Genomic DNA, 16609 nt, shown 5'->3' with positions numbered 1-16609 from the left:
ATCTCACGCGGAAGTACCCGGGGGCCGGGCCGGCCCCCGGACGACGTTCAGCAGGCAGCCTTCCAACGATTCGCCGGTCGCCTGTTGCCGCGCGCCACCAGTCAATCGGCCATGCCTGCAATGACTCAACGCGACCAAAAGTTGGACGACGAGCCCTGAGGCCAGACGCTGACGCAACCCTACGCGCTGCTGCATGACATGCTGTACGTGAAAACGAGGCAGGGTCACGGTGACTTGCTCGACTGCTTCGATCTTGAACTCATCCGTGTACCGCTTGCCGCTCATATCGACCTCCTCGGTTGCCATAAATTATGGCTCGAAGATGTCTACGAAAGGCTGGCCGGTCCAGGCGCGAGTCGCCTGTCCATATCTCATTGGTTTTTATCGGCCGGTGCGTTGGCGGCGATGTCCAACTACAGCGCAGCGAGCGGCGATCAGGTCACCGGCGCAGGATTGAAGAGAACCAGAGCGTTATGGAGCTTCAGTTTTTCAGCGCACGTCTGTTTGCGTCCGCTCGCGACGTCGAGCAGCAGCTTGAACAACTCCCAGCCCACATCTTCGATCGTTGCAGTACCGGTCGCGATCGTGCCTGCGTTCACGTCCATCAGGTCGTGCCAGCGACGTGCCAGGTCCGAACGGGTTGCGACCTTCACGACGGGCACCTCGGCGAGGCTATACGGCGTACCCCGGCCTGTTGTGAAAACGTGCAGATTGATCCCGGCTGCCACCTGCAACGTGCCGCAAATAAAATCGCTCGCGGGTGTCGCAGCGTAGATCAGCCCTTTTTGCCTGACCTTTTCGCCCGGCGCGAGTACGCCAGATATCTGCGAATTGCCGGACTTGATGATCGAGCCCATCGCCTTTTCGACAATGTTCGACAGCCCGCCCTTCTTGTTCCCCGGCGTCGTGTTGGCGCTACGATCCGCTCCGCCGCGCTTCAGATAGTTGTCGTACCAGTCCATCTCCCGAATGATCGCAGCGGCAACTTCGGGATTAGCGGCGCGCCCTGTGAGCTGACCGACACCATCGCGCACCTCGGTCACCTCCGAGAACATGACCGTGGCACCCGCGCGCACGAGAAGATCGGTGGCGAAACCAACTGCCGGGTTTGCGGTCAGGCCAGAAAAAGCATCGCTGCCACCGCACTGAACGCCCAATACCAGGTCTGAAGCCGGACAGGTTTCCCGGCGCCGGCTATTCAGCCGGATCAGGTGACCTTCAGCCATCCGAATGATCGATTCGATCATTGATTCAAAACCGACATGGGCGTCGTCCTGCAGCACCACGACGTCACCATTCACGTCCGAAGGCAGGTCACCGACGTCCGCGACGTCATCCGCTTCCGTAACAGTCGCAATAGGAATCGTCCCGGGAGGCATCAGACGCTCGGGCTGCAGTTTCTCGCAACCAAGGCTCACCATCATGACTTCGCCGCCGAAGTTCGGATTGAGCGCGATGTTGCGTACTGTTCGGATCGGCACCACTGCATCGGGAGCGTCAATCGCAACCCCGCATCCATACGTGTGCCCGAGGCTGACCACGTCATCGACGTTCGGATATTTCGGCAACAGCTCGCTCTTGATCCGGGTCACGGCGTGCTGAACGACGTCTGCAACACACTGAACAGTCGTAGTAATCGCAAGAATGTTGCGTGTACCGACCGAACCGTCGCTATTGCGGTAGCCCTCGAACGTGTAACCCTCCAGAGGCGGCATAACCGGCGCCTTGATGGTCGCGATCGGAAGATCGTCGAGGCCGGGAGGGGTTGGAATCCGGATGACGTGCTCGTTCACCCAGCTTCCCTTGGGCAGCGCCTGGCTCGCATACCCGATCACAACGTTGTACCGGACGACCTCATCGCCCTCAGCGAAATCCTTCAGCGCGACCTTGTGGCCTTGCGGCACCCGTTCGCGAAGTGCCAGACCATCTGGGAAAGTCGCTCCCTCCCCCAGTCCCCCGTCATTGACAACGATCGCGACGTTGTCATTGGGGTGCACGCGAATATAAAGCGGTGTCTGTTCCATTTGCATCTTCCTCTGAGCGGCGGGGTTCGCCCAATGACCCTGCTTAGTTTTACGTCATCATACAACGTACAACCTCTTTTTGGATACCTATTTACCCTGGGAAATCTCTGAAAACCGCCATTTCCAGTTGCTCAGCCGAAAGCCCAGTTGTACGATGACATATAAGCAGAAACCGAAATCGAACCGAATTTCTTGGAACGCCCCATCATGACCACTCCGCAAGAACTCAAGCAAATCGTCTCCGACGGCCTCCTCTCCTTCCCGGTCACGGACTTTGACCAACAGGGCAATTTCCGCGCCGATACGTACGCAAGCCGCCTCGACTGGCTCGCGCCTTACGGCGCAACGGCACTGTTCGTAGCGGGCGGCACGGGCGAATTCTTCTCACTTACGCGTGATGACTACACAGCCGTCGTCCGTACGGCGACCGAAGTCTGCAAGGGCAAGGTGCCAATCCTCGCAGGGGCGGGTGGTCCGACGCGCGTTGCCATCGAGTACGCGAAAGAAGCGGAGCGCAATGGCGCGCAGGGCATCCTCCTGATGCCGCATTACCTGACGGAGGCCTCGCTCGACGGGATCGCAGCGCATGCCGAGGAAGTGTGCAAGGCAGTGCCCAATCTGGGCGTGATCATCTATAACCGGGCCAATTCGAAGCTGAACGCTGACATGCTCGAGCGCCTCGCCGATCGCTGTCCGAATCTGATCGGGTTTAAGGACGGTGTCGGCGACATCGAAAACATGGTGACGATCCGTCGCCGCCTGGGTGAGCGGTTTTCCTATCTCGGCGGCCTGCCGACGGCTGAAGTTTATGCAGCCGCGTATAAGGCCCTCGGCGTTCCGGTCTACTCGTCCGCCGTCTTCAACTTTATTCCGAAGACCGCCATGGACTTCTATCGTGCAATCGCATCGGACGATCACGCAACGATTGGAAAGCTGATTGACGACTTCTTCCTTCCTTACCTCGCAATCCGTAATCGCCGTGCGGGTTACGCAGTCAGCATCGTCAAGGCGGGCGCAAAGCTCGTTGGCCACGATGCCGGCCCGGTTCGCGCTCCGCTCACGGACCTCAACGACGAAGAACTGAGCCAGCTTGACGCTTTGATCAAAAAGCTCGGCGCGCAGTAAGCACGCCACGAGGAGACAGGCGGGGCTAGCCGCGCAGTTATGCCCAACAGCGACACAGGCACCCCGCTCGCTTTAAACAGAGGAAGATCGTCATGGAAATGAGCCGCACGGCAAATCCCGCGGACGCACTCAAGCGTACGAAGGTCCGCCACGTCATTCTGGCCCTTATTTTTGTCATCACGACATTGAACTACGCAGATCGCGCGACCTTGTCGGTCACCGGATCTGCAATGCGGGGAGAGTTCGGCTTCGATGCGGTCAAGATGGGATACATCTTTTCCGCATTTAGCTGGGCCTATGTTCTCTGTCAGATTCCAGCCGGCTGGCTGCTCGATCGCTTCGGAGCACGCCGAGTGTATGCCGCGAGCATCTTCCTCTGGTCTCTCTTTACATTGCTTCAAAGCTCGATCGGCCTGGCAGGGAGCGCCGCATCAGCGGTAACCACGCTATTCATGTTGCGCTTTGTCATGGGGGCCGCTGAGGCGCCGGCGTTCCCTGCAAATGCCAAGGTCGTAGCGAGCTGGTTTCCTACAAAGGAACGCGGTACTGCCTCCGCTATCTTCAATTCGGCGCAATATTTCGCAGCTGTCGTGTTTACTCCGCTGATGGCGTGGATTACCCACGCCTTCGGCTGGCATTACGTCTACGTCGTCATGGGCTTTGCCGGACTGCTGCTAGCAATAACGTGGCTCAAGGTCATGAAAAACCCGGTGAACCATCCGGGCGTCAATAAACCGGAGCTCGAGTATATTGACCAGGGCGGTGGCCTCATTCACGGCCGAAAACTAGCCGACGCCGGTTCGCGCAGTCATCGCGGTGGCTGGGGCGTTGTGCGGCAACTGCTGGGCAATCGCATGCTGCTCGGCGTGTATCTCGCACAATTCTGCATTAACGTGCTTACCTATTTCTTCCTGACGTGGTTTCCGATCTACCTCGTTCAGGCCCGGCACATGACTATCCTCCAGGCAGGGCTCATCGCTTCCCTGCCGGCCATCTGCGGGTTCGGTGGCGGCGTTCTCGGTGGCGTGTTGTCGGACACACTTATACGACATGGTCGCTCGCTCACCGTCGCACGAAAGACGCCGATCGTTGGCGGCATGCTGCTGTCGTGCTGCATCGTCGGATGCAACTACGTCAATACCGATTGGGTCGTCGTTGCCCTTATGTCGCTTGCCTTCTTCGGGAAGGGTCTGGGCGCACTTGGATGGGCTGTGGTCGCAGACACCTCACCCAAGGAAGCGATTGGCCTGTCTGGATCGATCTTCAACATGTTTGGCAACGTTGCCGGTATCGTCACCCCCATTGTGATCGGGTATCTCGTCGCACGGTCTGGTGGCTCGTTTAACGGCGCCCTGGCTTTTGTAGGTGCCAATGCGCTGATTACAGTGTTCTGTTATCTCGTCATCGTTAAAGAGATCAAGCGCGTAGAGCTTAGTCACGACTAGTCCAAAGTTACTGGAGCAGGAGAAGTCCATCGGCAAACAAGGCGAGATCGCCCATAAGCTAATGTACGTCGACCTGGTGATCCTCGACGAACTGGGCTACCTGCCGTTCAGCCAAACCGGTGGCGCATTGCTGTTCCACTTGCTCTCGAAGCTGTATGAACACACGAGTGTCGCGATCACCACCAACCTCAGCTTCGGTGAGTGGGCGACCGTGTTCGGGGACGCAAAGATGACGACGGCGCTGCGGGACCGCGTCACCCATCACTGCCACATCGTCGAAACAGGCAATGAATCATGGCGCTTCAAGTCCAGTTCTGCCAAGGCGAAGGCAACCAGAAAGAGAGCAGCAAAAGCAGCAGGCAGTGAGGAGTTATCCACACCGGAATAGATGTACTACGCTGTCTCGGGGTGGGTCAAGATTCAGTGGAAATCAACACGCCAGCGTCGCGGCGTTGATGGCTTCGGCCGTCATCGGACCGTTGCCGAACTGCTCGAGCAACTCGGCCGGAATCGCCGGCAGAGCCGCGGCTGGGCTTTCGGTTTGCGAGGCATAAACTCTCCTTGGGAGCATGTTATGCCTTAAACACAAAATTCCTGACAGGCCCGAGCGGCGGCATGGTTTGGCGCATCACGCGAGACCTAGGCGGAAGCCCTATCGCAACTCGACATTAGGGCATCCGTCGTCACTCCCCTGGACCTAATAAAAGCGACCCTGCTGCATGCGACCGCCTATTCGGGTATTCCGCATCGTCTCAGCGCGTTCAATGCCGCGCATGAGGTGCTGGTGGCGGAGGGGGTGTTGAAGTAACGACGCGGTTGAAGCCGGGGGTTCCGTCATCGGACACCCCGGCATGGGCAAGCGCTCGCGCCCGCCGTCATCACAGCGCGTTCGGCGCCCCCTTCCCGTCAAGCACCGCCGCGACGTTGTCGAGCGCGGTAAACCCCATCTGGTCGCGCGTCTCGACGGTCGCGCTCGCCATGTGCGGCGACAGAAACACATTGTCGAGCGCGGCAAAGCGCGGATCGATGTTGGGTTCGCTCCGGTAAACGTCGAGCCCCGCGGCGAACAGCCGATGCGACGTCAACGCATCGTAAAGCGCATCCTCGTCGACGAGACTGCCGCGCGCCGCATTCACGAACACGGCACCGTCGCGCAGCAAGCCGAATTCGCGGCGGGTCATCAATGGCGTGCCGCCGCCGGGCACGTGCAGCGTGAGGATGTCGCACTGCGGGAGCAGCGTGTCGAGATCCGCGCAATAGCGCGCGCCGGCCTCGATCTCGGGCGGTGCGGGACGTCGGTCGGTATAGACGATCTTCATCCCGAAGCCGCGCGCGCGCTGCGCGACCGCACGGCCGATCCGCCCGAAACCGACGATTCCGAGCGTCTTGCCGTTCACGCGCGTGCCGAGCATGTCGGTCATGCCGAACGACTTTCCCCACCCCGCGCGCACGATACGCTCGTACTCCGATGCACGCCGGCACGCGGCAAGCACCAGCAGCATCGTGAAATCGGCCGTGCAGTCGGTCAGCGCATCGGGGGCGTTGCTGACCGCGATTCCGCGTGCGCGTGCGGCGGCGACATCCATGTGGTCGTACCCGGCGCTCGCGTTCGCGATGATCTTCACGCTCGGTGGCAATGCTGCGATGTGCTCGGCCTGCAGCCCCGATTTCTTGCCGATCAGCACCGCCGGCGTCTCGTAGCGATTGCAGAACTCGACGACGGACGACGCGTCCATGTCGGCGTCCGTTACATACGCGTTGAATTCGGATTCTGCGCGTGCGGCGACTGCGGCGGGAACGCGTCGCGCAACCAACAGGCGGGTGCGATTGTTGTCAGGCATGGTCTCGTCCTTGGGTCGGAAAACGGAACACAGCCTACGAAGCGCAGTCGGCGCAGGTCAATATTGATTGGTTCGATCAACATGTTCGCGCGGCATTGAGCGACCGGATACTCGACCGATTCCGATCATGTCCTCTGCTATGCGCGATGCCTTGCCGGCGCGCGAACGGCGCAGTCGCGAGCTCAGGAAAACCCTGACGCCAGCCCGTCGTGACGGGGCGGTTGATGTTGATTGAAAGAATCAAGATTGCTGCGAAATCGTCGCCGCGCAATGCTTTTTGCATGTTCAACGGACTGAAGACGAGGGCGTGAAAATGCAGGCAGAGAAAAAAATCGCGGCGGTGACGGGTGCCGGCACCGGCATCGGACAGGCCGCTGCGGTAGCGCTCGCGCAAGCCGGCTTCAGCGTCGCGCTGCTCGGCCGGCGCATCGATCCGCTACTCGCGACGCAAGAGATCATCGAGCTGGCCGGGGGCGTCGCAGCGGCGATTCCAACCGACGTGTCCGACGAAACGTCGGTCGATGCGAGCTTCACGCGGATTGCGCATGACTTCGGCCGCCTCGACGTGCTGTTCAACAACGCGGGCCGCAACGCAGGCGCCGTGCCGCTCGACGATTATTCGCTTGAGTTCTGGAACGACGTGGTCGCCACCAACCTGACCGGCGTGTTCCTGTGCGCCCGCGCCGCGTGGCGCCAGATGAAGCGCCAGACGCCGCAAGGCGGCCGCATCATCAACAACGGTTCGATCTCCGCGCACACGCCGCGCCCGCACACGATCGCGTACACGGCCACGAAGCACGCGGTCCTCGGCATCACGCGTTCGCTTGCCCTCGACGGTCGACCGTTTAACATCGCCTGCGGCCAGATCGATATCGGCAACGCCGCGACCTCGCTCACGGAGCGCATGGACAGCGGCGTGCTGCAGGCCGACGGCCGCATCGCGCCCGAGCCGCGCGTCGACGTCGTGCATGTCGCGAGCGCGATCGTGCAGATGGCGAGCCTGCCGCTCGAAGCGAACATTCTGAACATGACGATCATGGCAAGCGCGATGCCCTTCGTCGGACGCGGCTGACCGGACGCGCGCCGGCACACGCGGCAGGTGCACCAGCACAACCATCACAAAACAGGAGACGACATTGAAAACCGCTGAAGAACAGGTTTCGGTCATGCGCGGGTTCGACGCGCACGCAGGCGCCGCCAGGCGATCGCGGGTGCGCTACGGCGTGCTGTCGATGCTGCTGGTGGCCACCGTCCTCAACTACGTCGATCGCTCGGCGCTCGGCATCGTCGCTCCGGCGTTGTCGAAGGATCTCGCGCTTACCCGCGTGCAGATGGGCGAGCTGTTCGCGGTGTTCGGCCTCGCATACTCTATCGCGCTGCTGCCGGCAGGCGTGCTCGCCGATATGCTGGGCTCGCGCGTCGCGTATGCGCTGTCGCTCGTCGGATGGTCGCTGGCGACGCTCACGCAAGGGCTCGCGCACGGCTATCACATGCTGCTCGGTTCGCGGCTAGCGATGGGCGCGCTCGAAGCGCCCGCGTTTCCGTCGAACGCGCGCGCCGTGACGATGTGGTTCCCGGTCCAGGAGCGTGGCTTCGCGACGAGCGTGTACGTGATGGGTCAGTACATCGGCACGCCGCTCTTCACCGGGCTGCTGCTGTGGATCTCATCCGCGTTCGGCTGGCGTACCGTGTTCTTCGCGACCGGCGCGTTCGGCATTCTGTTCAGCGTCGTCTGGTACCGGCTCTATCGCGATCCGTCGCGCCATCCACGCGTCAACGCGGCCGAGCTGCAGTACATCACCGAAGGGCAGCCGGTAGTGACGGCGCGCGACCGGTTCGACTGGCGCATGGCGCTGCGCCTGCTGGGCTATCGGCAGATCCTCGCGATCTGTCTCGGCAAGTTCTGCAACAACACGCTGCTGGTGTTCTTCACGACCTGGTTCATGACCTACCTTGTCGAGGAACGGCACATGTCGATGATCAAGGTCGGTTTCTTCCAGGCGATGCCGTTCATCGGCGCGACGCTCGGGATCCTTATCGCGGGCTATTTGTCCGATCTCTGCATCCGGCGCGGTGTATCGATGTCGTCGTCGCGCAAGGCGCCGCTCGTGATCGGCACCTTCCTCGGCGCATCGATCATGCTCGTCAACTTCGTGCACTCGAACGCGCTGGTGATCGCGATCCTGACCGTCGCGTTCTTCGCACAGGGAATCGGCTCGATGTCGTGGGCGGCGGTGTCCGAGATTGCGCCGAAACGCTATGTCGGGCTCACCAGCAGCATCACGAGCCTCGCCGCGAATATCGCAGCCGTCACCACGCCGCTGATGATCGGCTACGTGACGCAGCACACCGGCAACTTTTTCTGGGCGCTGATCCTGATGGGTGCGATCTGCCTCCTCGGCACGCTGTCGTACTCGGTGCTGCTCGGCAAGCTGTCGCGTATCGAGCTCTGACCCGGTTCGCCCCCTTTTACGCTCCACTGCACGTACCGCACACGACCATGATCGAATTCAAATGGGATCACCTGCAACTCTGCTCGGCTGATGCCGAGGCCACCGCCGCGTGGTTCGCGCGCTGCCTGAACGCCGAAATCGTGCGGCGCCCCGGCCGCGTCGACCTGCGGATCGGGGCGATCAACCTCTTCATCACGGCGCTGCCGGACGCGTGTCCGGCGATCGTGCCGGACGGCGCGCGCATGCAAGGGATCGACCACTTGGGCGTGCTGGTCGAGGATCTGGATGCGGCTTACGCGCATCTGGTCGACAACGGCGCGGAGATCGTCCAGCCCGTCACGCGGATCCGCGCCGGCGTGCGCGGCTGTTTCGTGCGCGCGCCCGGCGACATCCTCGTCGAGGTGCTCGAGCGGCGCCCGGCCGAGATGACATTCAACTGAACCCGGTCTATAGTCGGCGCAAGCGGCCGCGCACCGGCCGCATCCTCATCACGACTCCCCATGCAGAACTGGATCACCCTGACGGAAGCAGCGCGGCGGCTCGGCGTGCGGGCGCAGACCGTCTACGCGTACGCCAGCCGCGGCAGCATTGCCGTGATGCAGGATCCCGACGATCCGCGCAAGAGCCTGTATCGGGCCGAGGATGTGGTCGCGCTGTGCCGCAAGAAGCAGGTCGGCCGCAAGCGAGCGGCGCTCGCGGCCAGCACGATCTTTGGCGCCGAGCCGTGCATTTACAGCGGCATCACCACGTTCTCGAAGGGTCGCGCATGGTATCGCGGCCGCGACAGCATTGAACTCGCAGATACCGCGACGCTCGAGGAAACGGCTTCGCTGCTCTGGCAGGCCACCGCGCCGGTGTCGTTCGACGCGCCGGTGATCGTGCTGCCGCCCGGCGAGCGTGACCGGCAATGTGCGTTCACGATGCTCGCGACGCTGGCCGCGTTTGGCCATTCGACGCTCGGCCGGCTCGACAGCGCGCTGCACATCGAGGCCGGGCAGCTCGTTGCGATCGTGTCGCGCGCGTTCGGCGCGCAAGACGACGCCGGCGCAAGCCCGCTTCACACCCATCAGCGGCTCGCGGCCGGCTGGGGCCTCGACAGCCATGGCGCAGACCTGCTGCGCCGCGCGATGGTGCTGGTCGCCGATCATGAGATCACGAGTTCGGCATTCGCCGCGCGCATCACCGCATCGACCGGCGCGTCGCTCGCGGGCTGCCTGCTGACGGGGCTCGCGACGTTGTCGGGACCGCTGCACGGCGACGCGTCGGGACGCGTGCGCGCAGTGTTCGACGATGTGCAACGATTGAGTGCCGAGCGCGTCGTCGATCATCACCTGAAGTCCGCAATCCCGATTCCCGGTTTCGGCCATCATCTTTACCCCGACGGCGATCCGCGCGCGGCCGCGCTGCTTGCGCGGCTCGATCCGCCGACGGAACTCGCGCACTTCGTCGACAAGGTCACGATGCTCACCGGCCAGCGGCCGACCATCGATGTCGCGATGGCGATGCTGTCGGTGCAGCTTCAGTTGCCGCGCGATGCGGCGTTCGGGCTGTTCTCGATCGCGCGCAGCGTCGGACTGCTCGCACACTGCATCGAACAGCTGCGCGTCGGCAAGGTGATCCGGCCGCGCAGCCGCTATACGGGGCCGACGCTCGACGATCGGCATCTGCGGCCCGCTGCTGACGACGACGGCAAACAGACGAAAGTCGGCATGATCAACAAGAACCGCCTTTTCAAGGTGGTGGAGTAACTCGCGTGACAATCGTAGACCGAATTGAACGCGCCACCGTTTGCAATGAAAAGTTTTCATCGGCCGCGACTCACGAAGACCGGCGTCAACTCCCCTGCGACGCCGGCAGTGGCAGTCATGCGTTGTGCGAAATCTGAGTTTTGAGCAGGCAATCGCAGCATAGTGATAATGGTTCCGTATCTTGCTGTCGCGTCGATCCCGACGCCGCGAACTGCACGCGACAGTGAATGGCGGTTCTGCAACGATGCGATCGACTCTGAACGACGGCGGATTCAACCGGTCGGCACTCATACAAAGCAGGCATTCGGACGCGGGTTTGGTGACCGCCTCGCGGGCAATGCCATCCGGCTTGACGACGATGCCCAAGCGCCTGGACAACGTAACCAACACACCGCCAGACGCATTCGCCTGCACATCGTCCGCGGTTGCGGGACCAGACACGACCAGCAGCGCGCTGATCTCTTCAGTCGCATGGCCTCTCTGGTCATCTGAGTCGATGAAATCAGCTTGTGTGGCGAAAACGTCGTCCCCGCGCTCTACTCTCCAACCATGTTGGATTTGTGTCGCAATCGAATCGGACGACCGTGCATGTTGAACACGTCGCAACCGAATGGATATGGCAATACAATCACGAGCGCCCTAACATGGGCCTGGCCGCCATGGCGCCGAAACAGGGGCTCGTGGCCACAACAGAAACGCGACCTTCGACTCGCGTCAAAAGCGAAGGATTACCGTTTACTAGACGCACCTGAAATTCTATTTCCGGCCTATTGCAGCCCCAATGATCGGTTAGAATTTCCGAGCAATTTTCAGTCTCTCGGATGTGTCATTGGATTAGCCTATCGGTAGGACTCTACGCAGCAGGGGCGTCACTGTGTATATCGCAGAAATTCGAATCGAGAACTTCCGGCTGTTTGGTGCCGGTAACAAAGCGCCCGTGCTAGCACTGTCCCCGGGACTTACCGCATTGGTCGGCGAGAATGATGCCGGCAAGACAGCGGTCATCGACGCGCTACGTTTGGTGGTCGGCACGCGTGACCAGGACCTGCTGCGGGTGGATCCACTTGATTTTCATCAGCCCACCGCCGGTGGTCCAAGTGCCGACGAAATTATCATCCGTCTGACTTTTAGAGGACTCACCACGGCGGATCGAGGTGCGTTTGCCGAGTTCCTCACGTATGAGACGGTAGCCGGGGCGATCAATACCGCGCTGATCGTGACCTGGGTTGCGAAACGCAACACCAAGGAAGGCAGCTCGCGCCGCGTTCTTCCGCCTGAGTGGCGCACGGGTGCCAAGGGAGACGGCCCATTGCTCGATCTGGGGGCACGATCGCTGCTGACGGCGACGTATCTGCGGCCGTTGCGCGACGCCGAGCGGGCCATGAGCTCTGGGCGAGGATCGCGACTATCGCAGATTCTCCAGCACACCACTGAAATCCGCGACACAGGAAACCCTTTCGACAAACTTGCCGATCCGCCACCCGACCCGACGACGTTGAGTGTGTTGGGCCTCGGCGACTATGCTACACATCTGCTTGGGGAGAGCGAAGGCATTACGCAGGCTCGAAAGCGACTCAATGACGAGTACTTGAAGCCCCTCTCGTTCGCTAACGATATGCTGAATGCGCGGATCGGCGTAGCAGGAGCGCAGGAGGACAGCCTCAGATTGCGGCAGCTACTTGAGAAGCTTGAGCTCGTACTGACCGCGTCGTCTGACGCCGAAAGTGCGCACAGTCGTGGACTCGGCTCAAACAACCTGCTGTTCATGGCGTGCGAGCTCCTGCTTCTCGCCACTGAAAGCGACGGGTTCCCGTTGCTGCTGATCGAAGAGCCCGAGGCGCATCTCCATCCGCAGCGGCAGTTGCAACTTATGTCGTTCCTGCAGGCACAGGCAAAGAAGTCGCGTGCCGATGGACAGCGCATCCAGATCATCGTTACAACGCACAGTGCCAATCTCGCTTCGGACCTACAACTCGACAAGCTCGTATTGATTGAAGGCGGACGGGCTTTCCCTCTGTGTGAGGGTAAGACCAAGCTCAGCGCATCAGACTATCGATTTCTCGAGCGCTTCCTCGACGTCACCAAGGCAAACTTGTTCTTCGCGCGCGCAGTGATGATCGTCGAGGGGGATGCCGAGAACATCCTCCTGCCCGTCATAGCGAGGTTACTTGACCGCGATTTCCACCATCACGGTGTCTCCGTGGTTAATGTCGGCGGTGTTGGGCTCGGCCGATACGCACGCATTTTCATGCGCGAAGACGTCGAGAAGGATGGGGTCATTAACATTCCCGTCGCCTGCATCACCGACATGGACGTGATGCCCAACAATGCGCCTTGGATCGTCGGCAAGCTGGAGGACGGGCAACCGATCCCTCCAAGACCTCCCTCAAAGCGGCAATGGCGGATTAAGGACGATTTTCCGGGCGAACACCTTGAACAGCGGCGAGCCGACCGCAGGGAGAAGGCCTCAGGCCAAAAGGTCGAGACGTTCGTCGCTAACGAATGGACGCTTGAATTTGACCTCGCATTCCACGGTCTCGGCAAGCACGTCTACCGCGCTGGGACACTGGCGTTAGCCAATGACCGCCTCTCTGCCGGCACTGCCGAGCAGGCCGTCATCCTCGCCGCCGCCGATGCAGCCTATCAAGCGCTGATCGATGCGGGTCATGACCCATCGACGCTCGCCTCACATGTCTATGCGCTGTTTGAGGCTGATGGGGCCTCAAAGGCGATCGGCGCGCAATATCTTGCCGAACTGCTGGAAAAGGAGGCCGCCTACAATAACCTAGATGCCCATAGCTTGCGCGCATTGCTGCCGCCCTACATCGTTGCTGCTATCGAGCATGTCACCGGGCCGTTCGCACCGCCGCTCGCAGGTGGCGCAGCCGGAGAGCCCGGCGCGGTAGTGATGGCGCGGGCACCGGGGGCCTGAGTGATGTACGACGATCTAGTCCGCGAGGAAGACGTTACCTGGGCAGCGGTATTGATGGGGCTTGGCCCCGCCGGATTTGCGGCTGTCGAGGGTGATGACAGCCGACTCCGAGCAATGCTGCGACTCGACACAATCGACTTCGAGGCATGCCCGGGAAGTGGCAAGACGACTTTGTTGGTCGCAAAACTCGCAGTTCTAGCGATGCGCTGGCCAAGCCGTCAGCAGGGCATCTGCGTGCTGTCACATACCAATGCCGCGCGCAACGAAATCAGCGCGAAGCTCAGCAGCTCGGCGTTGGGTGTCTCCTTGACACGCTACCCGCACTTCGTCGGCACGATCCACGCGTTTGTGAATGAGTATCTCGCGCTGCCTTGGCTTCGGTCGAAAGGAGTCGAAGTGCGCTGCATCGATACCAGGATTGCACTTGCGAAGCGGTGGAACCTGTTACCCGCGAATCGGCGCTGGGCTTTGCAGCAGGCAAATCTGAGCGAGACCTGCCTGATTTACGACCAGACTGACTATGGCGGGGGCAAGACAGGCCGTTTCGGACCGCAGACGCCGACATATCAAGCGATGATCGATGCGCGTCGCCAGTCGAGCGAACAGGGATATTTTTGCTTCGACGAAATGTTCGTATGGGCCTGCGAATTGCTTGATCGGCATCCTGAGACGATTCCAATGCTACGTCGGCGCTTTCCGCTGGTATTCATCGACGAGGCGCAGGACAACAGTGAGGCACAATCGGCGCTGCTGCACCGCATCTTTTGCAGCGGCGACGCGCCGTCGCGCCGTCAGCGTTTCGGCGACTCCAACCAAGCCATCTACGAAAGCGCCAGCCAGAGCGGCGCCACGACGGATCAGTTTCCAGGCGCTGTTGTACATCCAATGCCACGCAGCTACCGTTTTGGTCAGAATCTTGCGGACCAAGTAAAGGGATTGGGGGTTACGCCGCATGCGCTAATCGGCGCCGGTCCACCGGATCACCTCAGCGCCGATCCTAAGGCGTCGGCAATCTTCCTTTTCGATGACGGGTCGGTCCAGAGAGTGCTGGAGCGCTATGGCCAGCATCTGCTGGATAGCTTCGATGCGGCTGTACTGGAAAACGGAGTGTTCACTGCAGTGGCTGGGGTTCACGAACCCGGAGACGACGATCGCATCCCGCGAGCGATGGGACACTATGTGCCCAGTTACGACCCGGCATGCGTTCGGAAGGAGTCTACGCCGAGCAGCTTCGCCCAATACCTTGCGCGGGCTCGTTTTGAGATGGCTGGCAGCAGAAACACGGGCAAACTTATCAACGCCGTGGCGGCGGCGCTCCTCGCCGCAAGCGAGCTTGCCGGCGTCCCGTATGGGGCGAGCGCACGAAAATCGCCTCATCGCCGGGTGGTCGAGATTCTTGGCGACAGCGACGCGAGATGCGAATATCTCGCATTGCAAGAAATCATCTTGACACACCAAGGGGATATCACCCCTGCGCTCTGCGCCGCGGCAGCACAAGCCCATATTGAGGCGGTGATCCGGCAACTGAGCGGTGCAGAGGTGCTCGGCGAGGATGTTGCCACCTTCTTAGCGCTGCCGCAGGCTCAGCCCGTAGCTGAGGGCGAAGCCGCAATTGCCGCGTGCGCAGACAATTTGTTTGCTTATCCGCCCGACGCCCCGCAGGTACACATTCGGCTGAGCTCGATCCATGCGGTGAAGGGCGAAACGCACACGGCGACGCTCGTCCTCGACAGTTTCTACCACGCGCATCATCTAAGCGAACTGAAGCCATGGTTGCTGGGCACGAAGTCAGGCGGCTTTTCGACAAACGCCAGGGGCCGGCAAGTCCCTGAAGGCCCGAGAACGCTCGGGCGGCTCAAGTTACATTACGTCGCGATGACTCGCCCGACCCATCTGCTGTGCTTGGCGATGCGAAAGGATGCGTTTGGGCCTGGGGAACTCGACACGCTGATGGGTCGAGGTTGGACTGTCATTGATTGCTGCTCAGATGCGCACGTACAAGTCTAGGCGTACAGCGATGGATTTTTTGCGGACTTGAGACATTCTCGTCGTGACGTGCAAGCCGAATGGCATCGAGCCCAATGGAGCGGCCCCACGTATCTGAGGACACGAGGACTCTCTTAAAATAACGGATAGTCTTGCGCCTATCGGTAAGCTTAGTCGTTACGTGGAAAGCATCGAAATTCTGACCGAGCCGGAGCGCCGTCGTCGGCGCACGGCGCAAGAAAAAATCGCCATCGTTCAGGAAACATTGGAGCCGGGAGCGTCGGTGTCGGCCGTTGCACGTCGGCACGGCGTCAACGCCAACCAAGTGTTCGGCTGGCGCAAGCAATCCCAGGAAGGCAGTCTGGTAGCGGTGAAGGCAGGCGAAACCGTTGTGCCGGCATCTGAGCTGGCCGCCGCCATCAAGGAAATCAAGGAACTGCAACGGCTACTAGGGAAGAAGACACTCGAGGTCGAAATCCTGAAAGAAGCCGTGGAATGGGGCCGTTCAAAAAACCTGATTGCGTGCTCGCCCTTGCTGCCGGGGGACGACCGATGAAGACGGTCTGCGAAGTTCTCGGCGTGGCGCGCTCTGCCGTGGCGGTGAAGCGAGCTCGCTCGTCTGACTGGCGCGATGGTCGCCGTGCCCGCATGACCAATGATGCCGGGCTGGTCGAGGAAATTCAGGCCCATGTGGCGCATCTGCCGACCTACGGCTACCGGCGTGTCTGGGCGCTGCTGCGCCGCAGTCGGGAGCAGACCGGTGCGCCGTGCATCAACGCCAAGCGCGTGTATCGGGTCATGCGGGAGCAACAGTTGCTGCTGCGCCGCCCTGGCGTGCGGCGAGATAAGCGGCGACATGACGGTCGCGTTGCGGTGGACCGCAGCAACACCCGCTTGGAGGCGATAGACCTGCAACGCTGCAGCGACGTTTCACCTCAAGTACAAGATCAGTTGCAGGATGCGCAAGGTGTCGCTGATCAGGGAGCCATTCGTGCACGGCCTCGTCGATGACGCATTCGACGGCGGCGTCCAGTCTGCCCCCGGTCGCCCTACCC

General features: G+C 61.3%; 11 protein-coding genes and 3 pseudogenes. 11 read left to right on the top strand and 3 right to left on the bottom strand.

Annotation, left to right across the window (positions count from 1 at the left end; all coding sequences use genetic code 11):
* Nucleotides 1-3: 3 nt before the first annotated feature.
* Both PQB87_RS24305 and garD read right to left on the bottom strand, forming a co-directional pair.
* A complete protein-coding gene (locus PQB87_RS24305) occupies nt 4-306 on the bottom strand; it encodes a hypothetical protein (protein WP_051363319.1) in 303 nt (100 codons plus the stop codon).
* Between the two features lie 128 nt (nt 307-434).
* A complete protein-coding gene (gene garD, locus PQB87_RS24300) occupies nt 435-2024 on the bottom strand; it encodes a galactarate dehydratase (protein ID WP_027791956.1) in 1590 nt (529 codons plus the stop codon).
* 207 nt (nt 2025-2231) lie between these two features.
* On the opposite strand from garD, the gene kdgD reads away from it, so the two are divergent.
* From kdgD to PQB87_RS24280, 4 genes and pseudogenes are all read left to right on the top strand, one after another.
* The gene (gene kdgD / locus PQB87_RS24295; RefSeq protein ID WP_027791957.1) at nt 2232-3149 is read left to right on the top strand and encodes a 5-dehydro-4-deoxyglucarate dehydratase; all 918 of its coding nucleotides are present in this window, start codon (nt 2232-2234) and stop codon (nt 3147-3149) included.
* Between the two features lie 92 nt (nt 3150-3241).
* Nucleotides 3242-4594, top strand: coding sequence for an MFS transporter (locus PQB87_RS24290; protein WP_027791958.1), 1353 nt, complete (start codon nt 3242-3244; stop codon nt 4592-4594).
* A gap of 10 nt (nt 4595-4604) precedes the next feature.
* Nucleotides 4605-4982, top strand: a pseudogene (locus tag PQB87_RS24285) (ATP-binding protein); the annotation flags it as partial.
* Between the two features lie 312 nt (nt 4983-5294).
* Nucleotides 5295-5402, top strand: a pseudogene (locus PQB87_RS24280) (carboxymuconolactone decarboxylase family protein); the annotation flags it as partial.
* A 70-nt stretch (nt 5403-5472) separates the two neighbouring features.
* On the opposite strand, the gene PQB87_RS24275 reads toward PQB87_RS24280, so the two are convergent.
* Nucleotides 5473-6435, bottom strand: a complete 963-nt coding sequence (locus PQB87_RS24275; protein ID WP_174416004.1) for a 2-hydroxyacid dehydrogenase — start codon at nt 6433-6435, stop codon at nt 5473-5475.
* A gap of 313 nt (nt 6436-6748) precedes the next feature.
* Here PQB87_RS24275 and PQB87_RS24270 point away from each other — a divergent pair, with 313 nt between their 5' ends.
* The 7 genes and pseudogenes from PQB87_RS24270 to PQB87_RS24240 form a co-directional block, all read left to right on the top strand.
* A complete protein-coding gene (locus PQB87_RS24270; RefSeq protein ID WP_011548568.1) occupies nt 6749-7507 on the top strand; it encodes an SDR family oxidoreductase in 759 nt (252 codons plus the stop codon).
* Between the two features lie 94 nt (nt 7508-7601).
* Nucleotides 7602-8888 carry an MFS transporter gene (locus tag PQB87_RS24265; protein WP_489244274.1) on the top strand — a complete coding sequence of 429 codons (1287 nt, stop codon included), beginning with the start codon at nt 7602-7604 and terminating at the stop codon, nt 8886-8888.
* 47 nt (nt 8889-8935) lie between these two features.
* Entirely contained in the window at nt 8936-9328 is a 393-nt protein-coding gene (locus PQB87_RS24260) for a VOC family protein (protein ID WP_011548570.1), read from the top strand.
* Between the two features lie 60 nt (nt 9329-9388).
* A complete protein-coding gene (locus tag PQB87_RS24255; protein WP_027791960.1) occupies nt 9389-10636 on the top strand; it encodes a citrate synthase family protein in 1248 nt (415 codons plus the stop codon).
* 874 nt (nt 10637-11510) lie between these two features.
* The gene (locus PQB87_RS24250) at nt 11511-13568 is read left to right on the top strand and encodes an ATP-dependent nuclease (protein WP_051363320.1); all 2058 of its coding nucleotides are present in this window, start codon (nt 11511-11513) and stop codon (nt 13566-13568) included.
* A 3-nt stretch (nt 13569-13571) separates the two neighbouring features.
* The gene (locus PQB87_RS24245) at nt 13572-15575 is read left to right on the top strand and encodes a UvrD-helicase domain-containing protein (RefSeq protein WP_027791961.1); all 2004 of its coding nucleotides are present in this window, start codon (nt 13572-13574) and stop codon (nt 15573-15575) included.
* Between the two features lie 169 nt (nt 15576-15744).
* Nucleotides 15745-16448, top strand: a pseudogene (locus PQB87_RS24240) (transposase); the annotation flags it as partial.
* Nucleotides 16449-16609 lie beyond the last annotated feature (161 nt).

This window comes from Burkholderia sp. KL41 (assembly GCF_057005415.2).
This window is presented reverse-complemented; position numbering and strand designations above follow the sequence as displayed.

What these genes read in the sequence shown, in the direction of transcription:
- PQB87_RS24305 (WP_051363319.1), bottom strand. Translation starts at nt 306, where the DNA reads ATGGCAACCGAGGAGGTCGATATGAGCGGCAAGCGGTACACGGATGAG.
- PQB87_RS24290 (WP_027791958.1), top strand. Translation starts at nt 3,242, where the DNA reads ATGGAAATGAGCCGCACGGCAAATCCCGCGGACGCACTCAAGCGTACG.
- PQB87_RS24260 (WP_011548570.1), top strand. Translation starts at nt 8,936, where the DNA reads ATGATCGAATTCAAATGGGATCACCTGCAACTCTGCTCGGCTGATGCC.
- PQB87_RS24255 (WP_027791960.1), top strand. Translation starts at nt 9,389, where the DNA reads ATGCAGAACTGGATCACCCTGACGGAAGCAGCGCGGCGGCTCGGCGTG.
- garD (WP_027791956.1), bottom strand. Translation starts at nt 2,024, where the DNA reads ATGGAACAGACACCGCTTTATATTCGCGTGCACCCCAATGACAACGTC.
- PQB87_RS24270 (WP_011548568.1), top strand. Translation starts at nt 6,749, where the DNA reads ATGCAGGCAGAGAAAAAAATCGCGGCGGTGACGGGTGCCGGCACCGGC.
- kdgD (WP_027791957.1), top strand. Translation starts at nt 2,232, where the DNA reads ATGACCACTCCGCAAGAACTCAAGCAAATCGTCTCCGACGGCCTCCTC.
- PQB87_RS24275 (WP_174416004.1), bottom strand. Translation starts at nt 6,435, where the DNA reads ATGCCTGACAACAATCGCACCCGCCTGTTGGTTGCGCGACGCGTTCCC.
- PQB87_RS24245 (WP_027791961.1), top strand. Translation starts at nt 13,572, where the DNA reads ATGTACGACGATCTAGTCCGCGAGGAAGACGTTACCTGGGCAGCGGTA.
- PQB87_RS24265 (WP_489244274.1), top strand. Translation starts at nt 7,602, where the DNA reads ATGCGCGGGTTCGACGCGCACGCAGGCGCCGCCAGGCGATCGCGGGTG.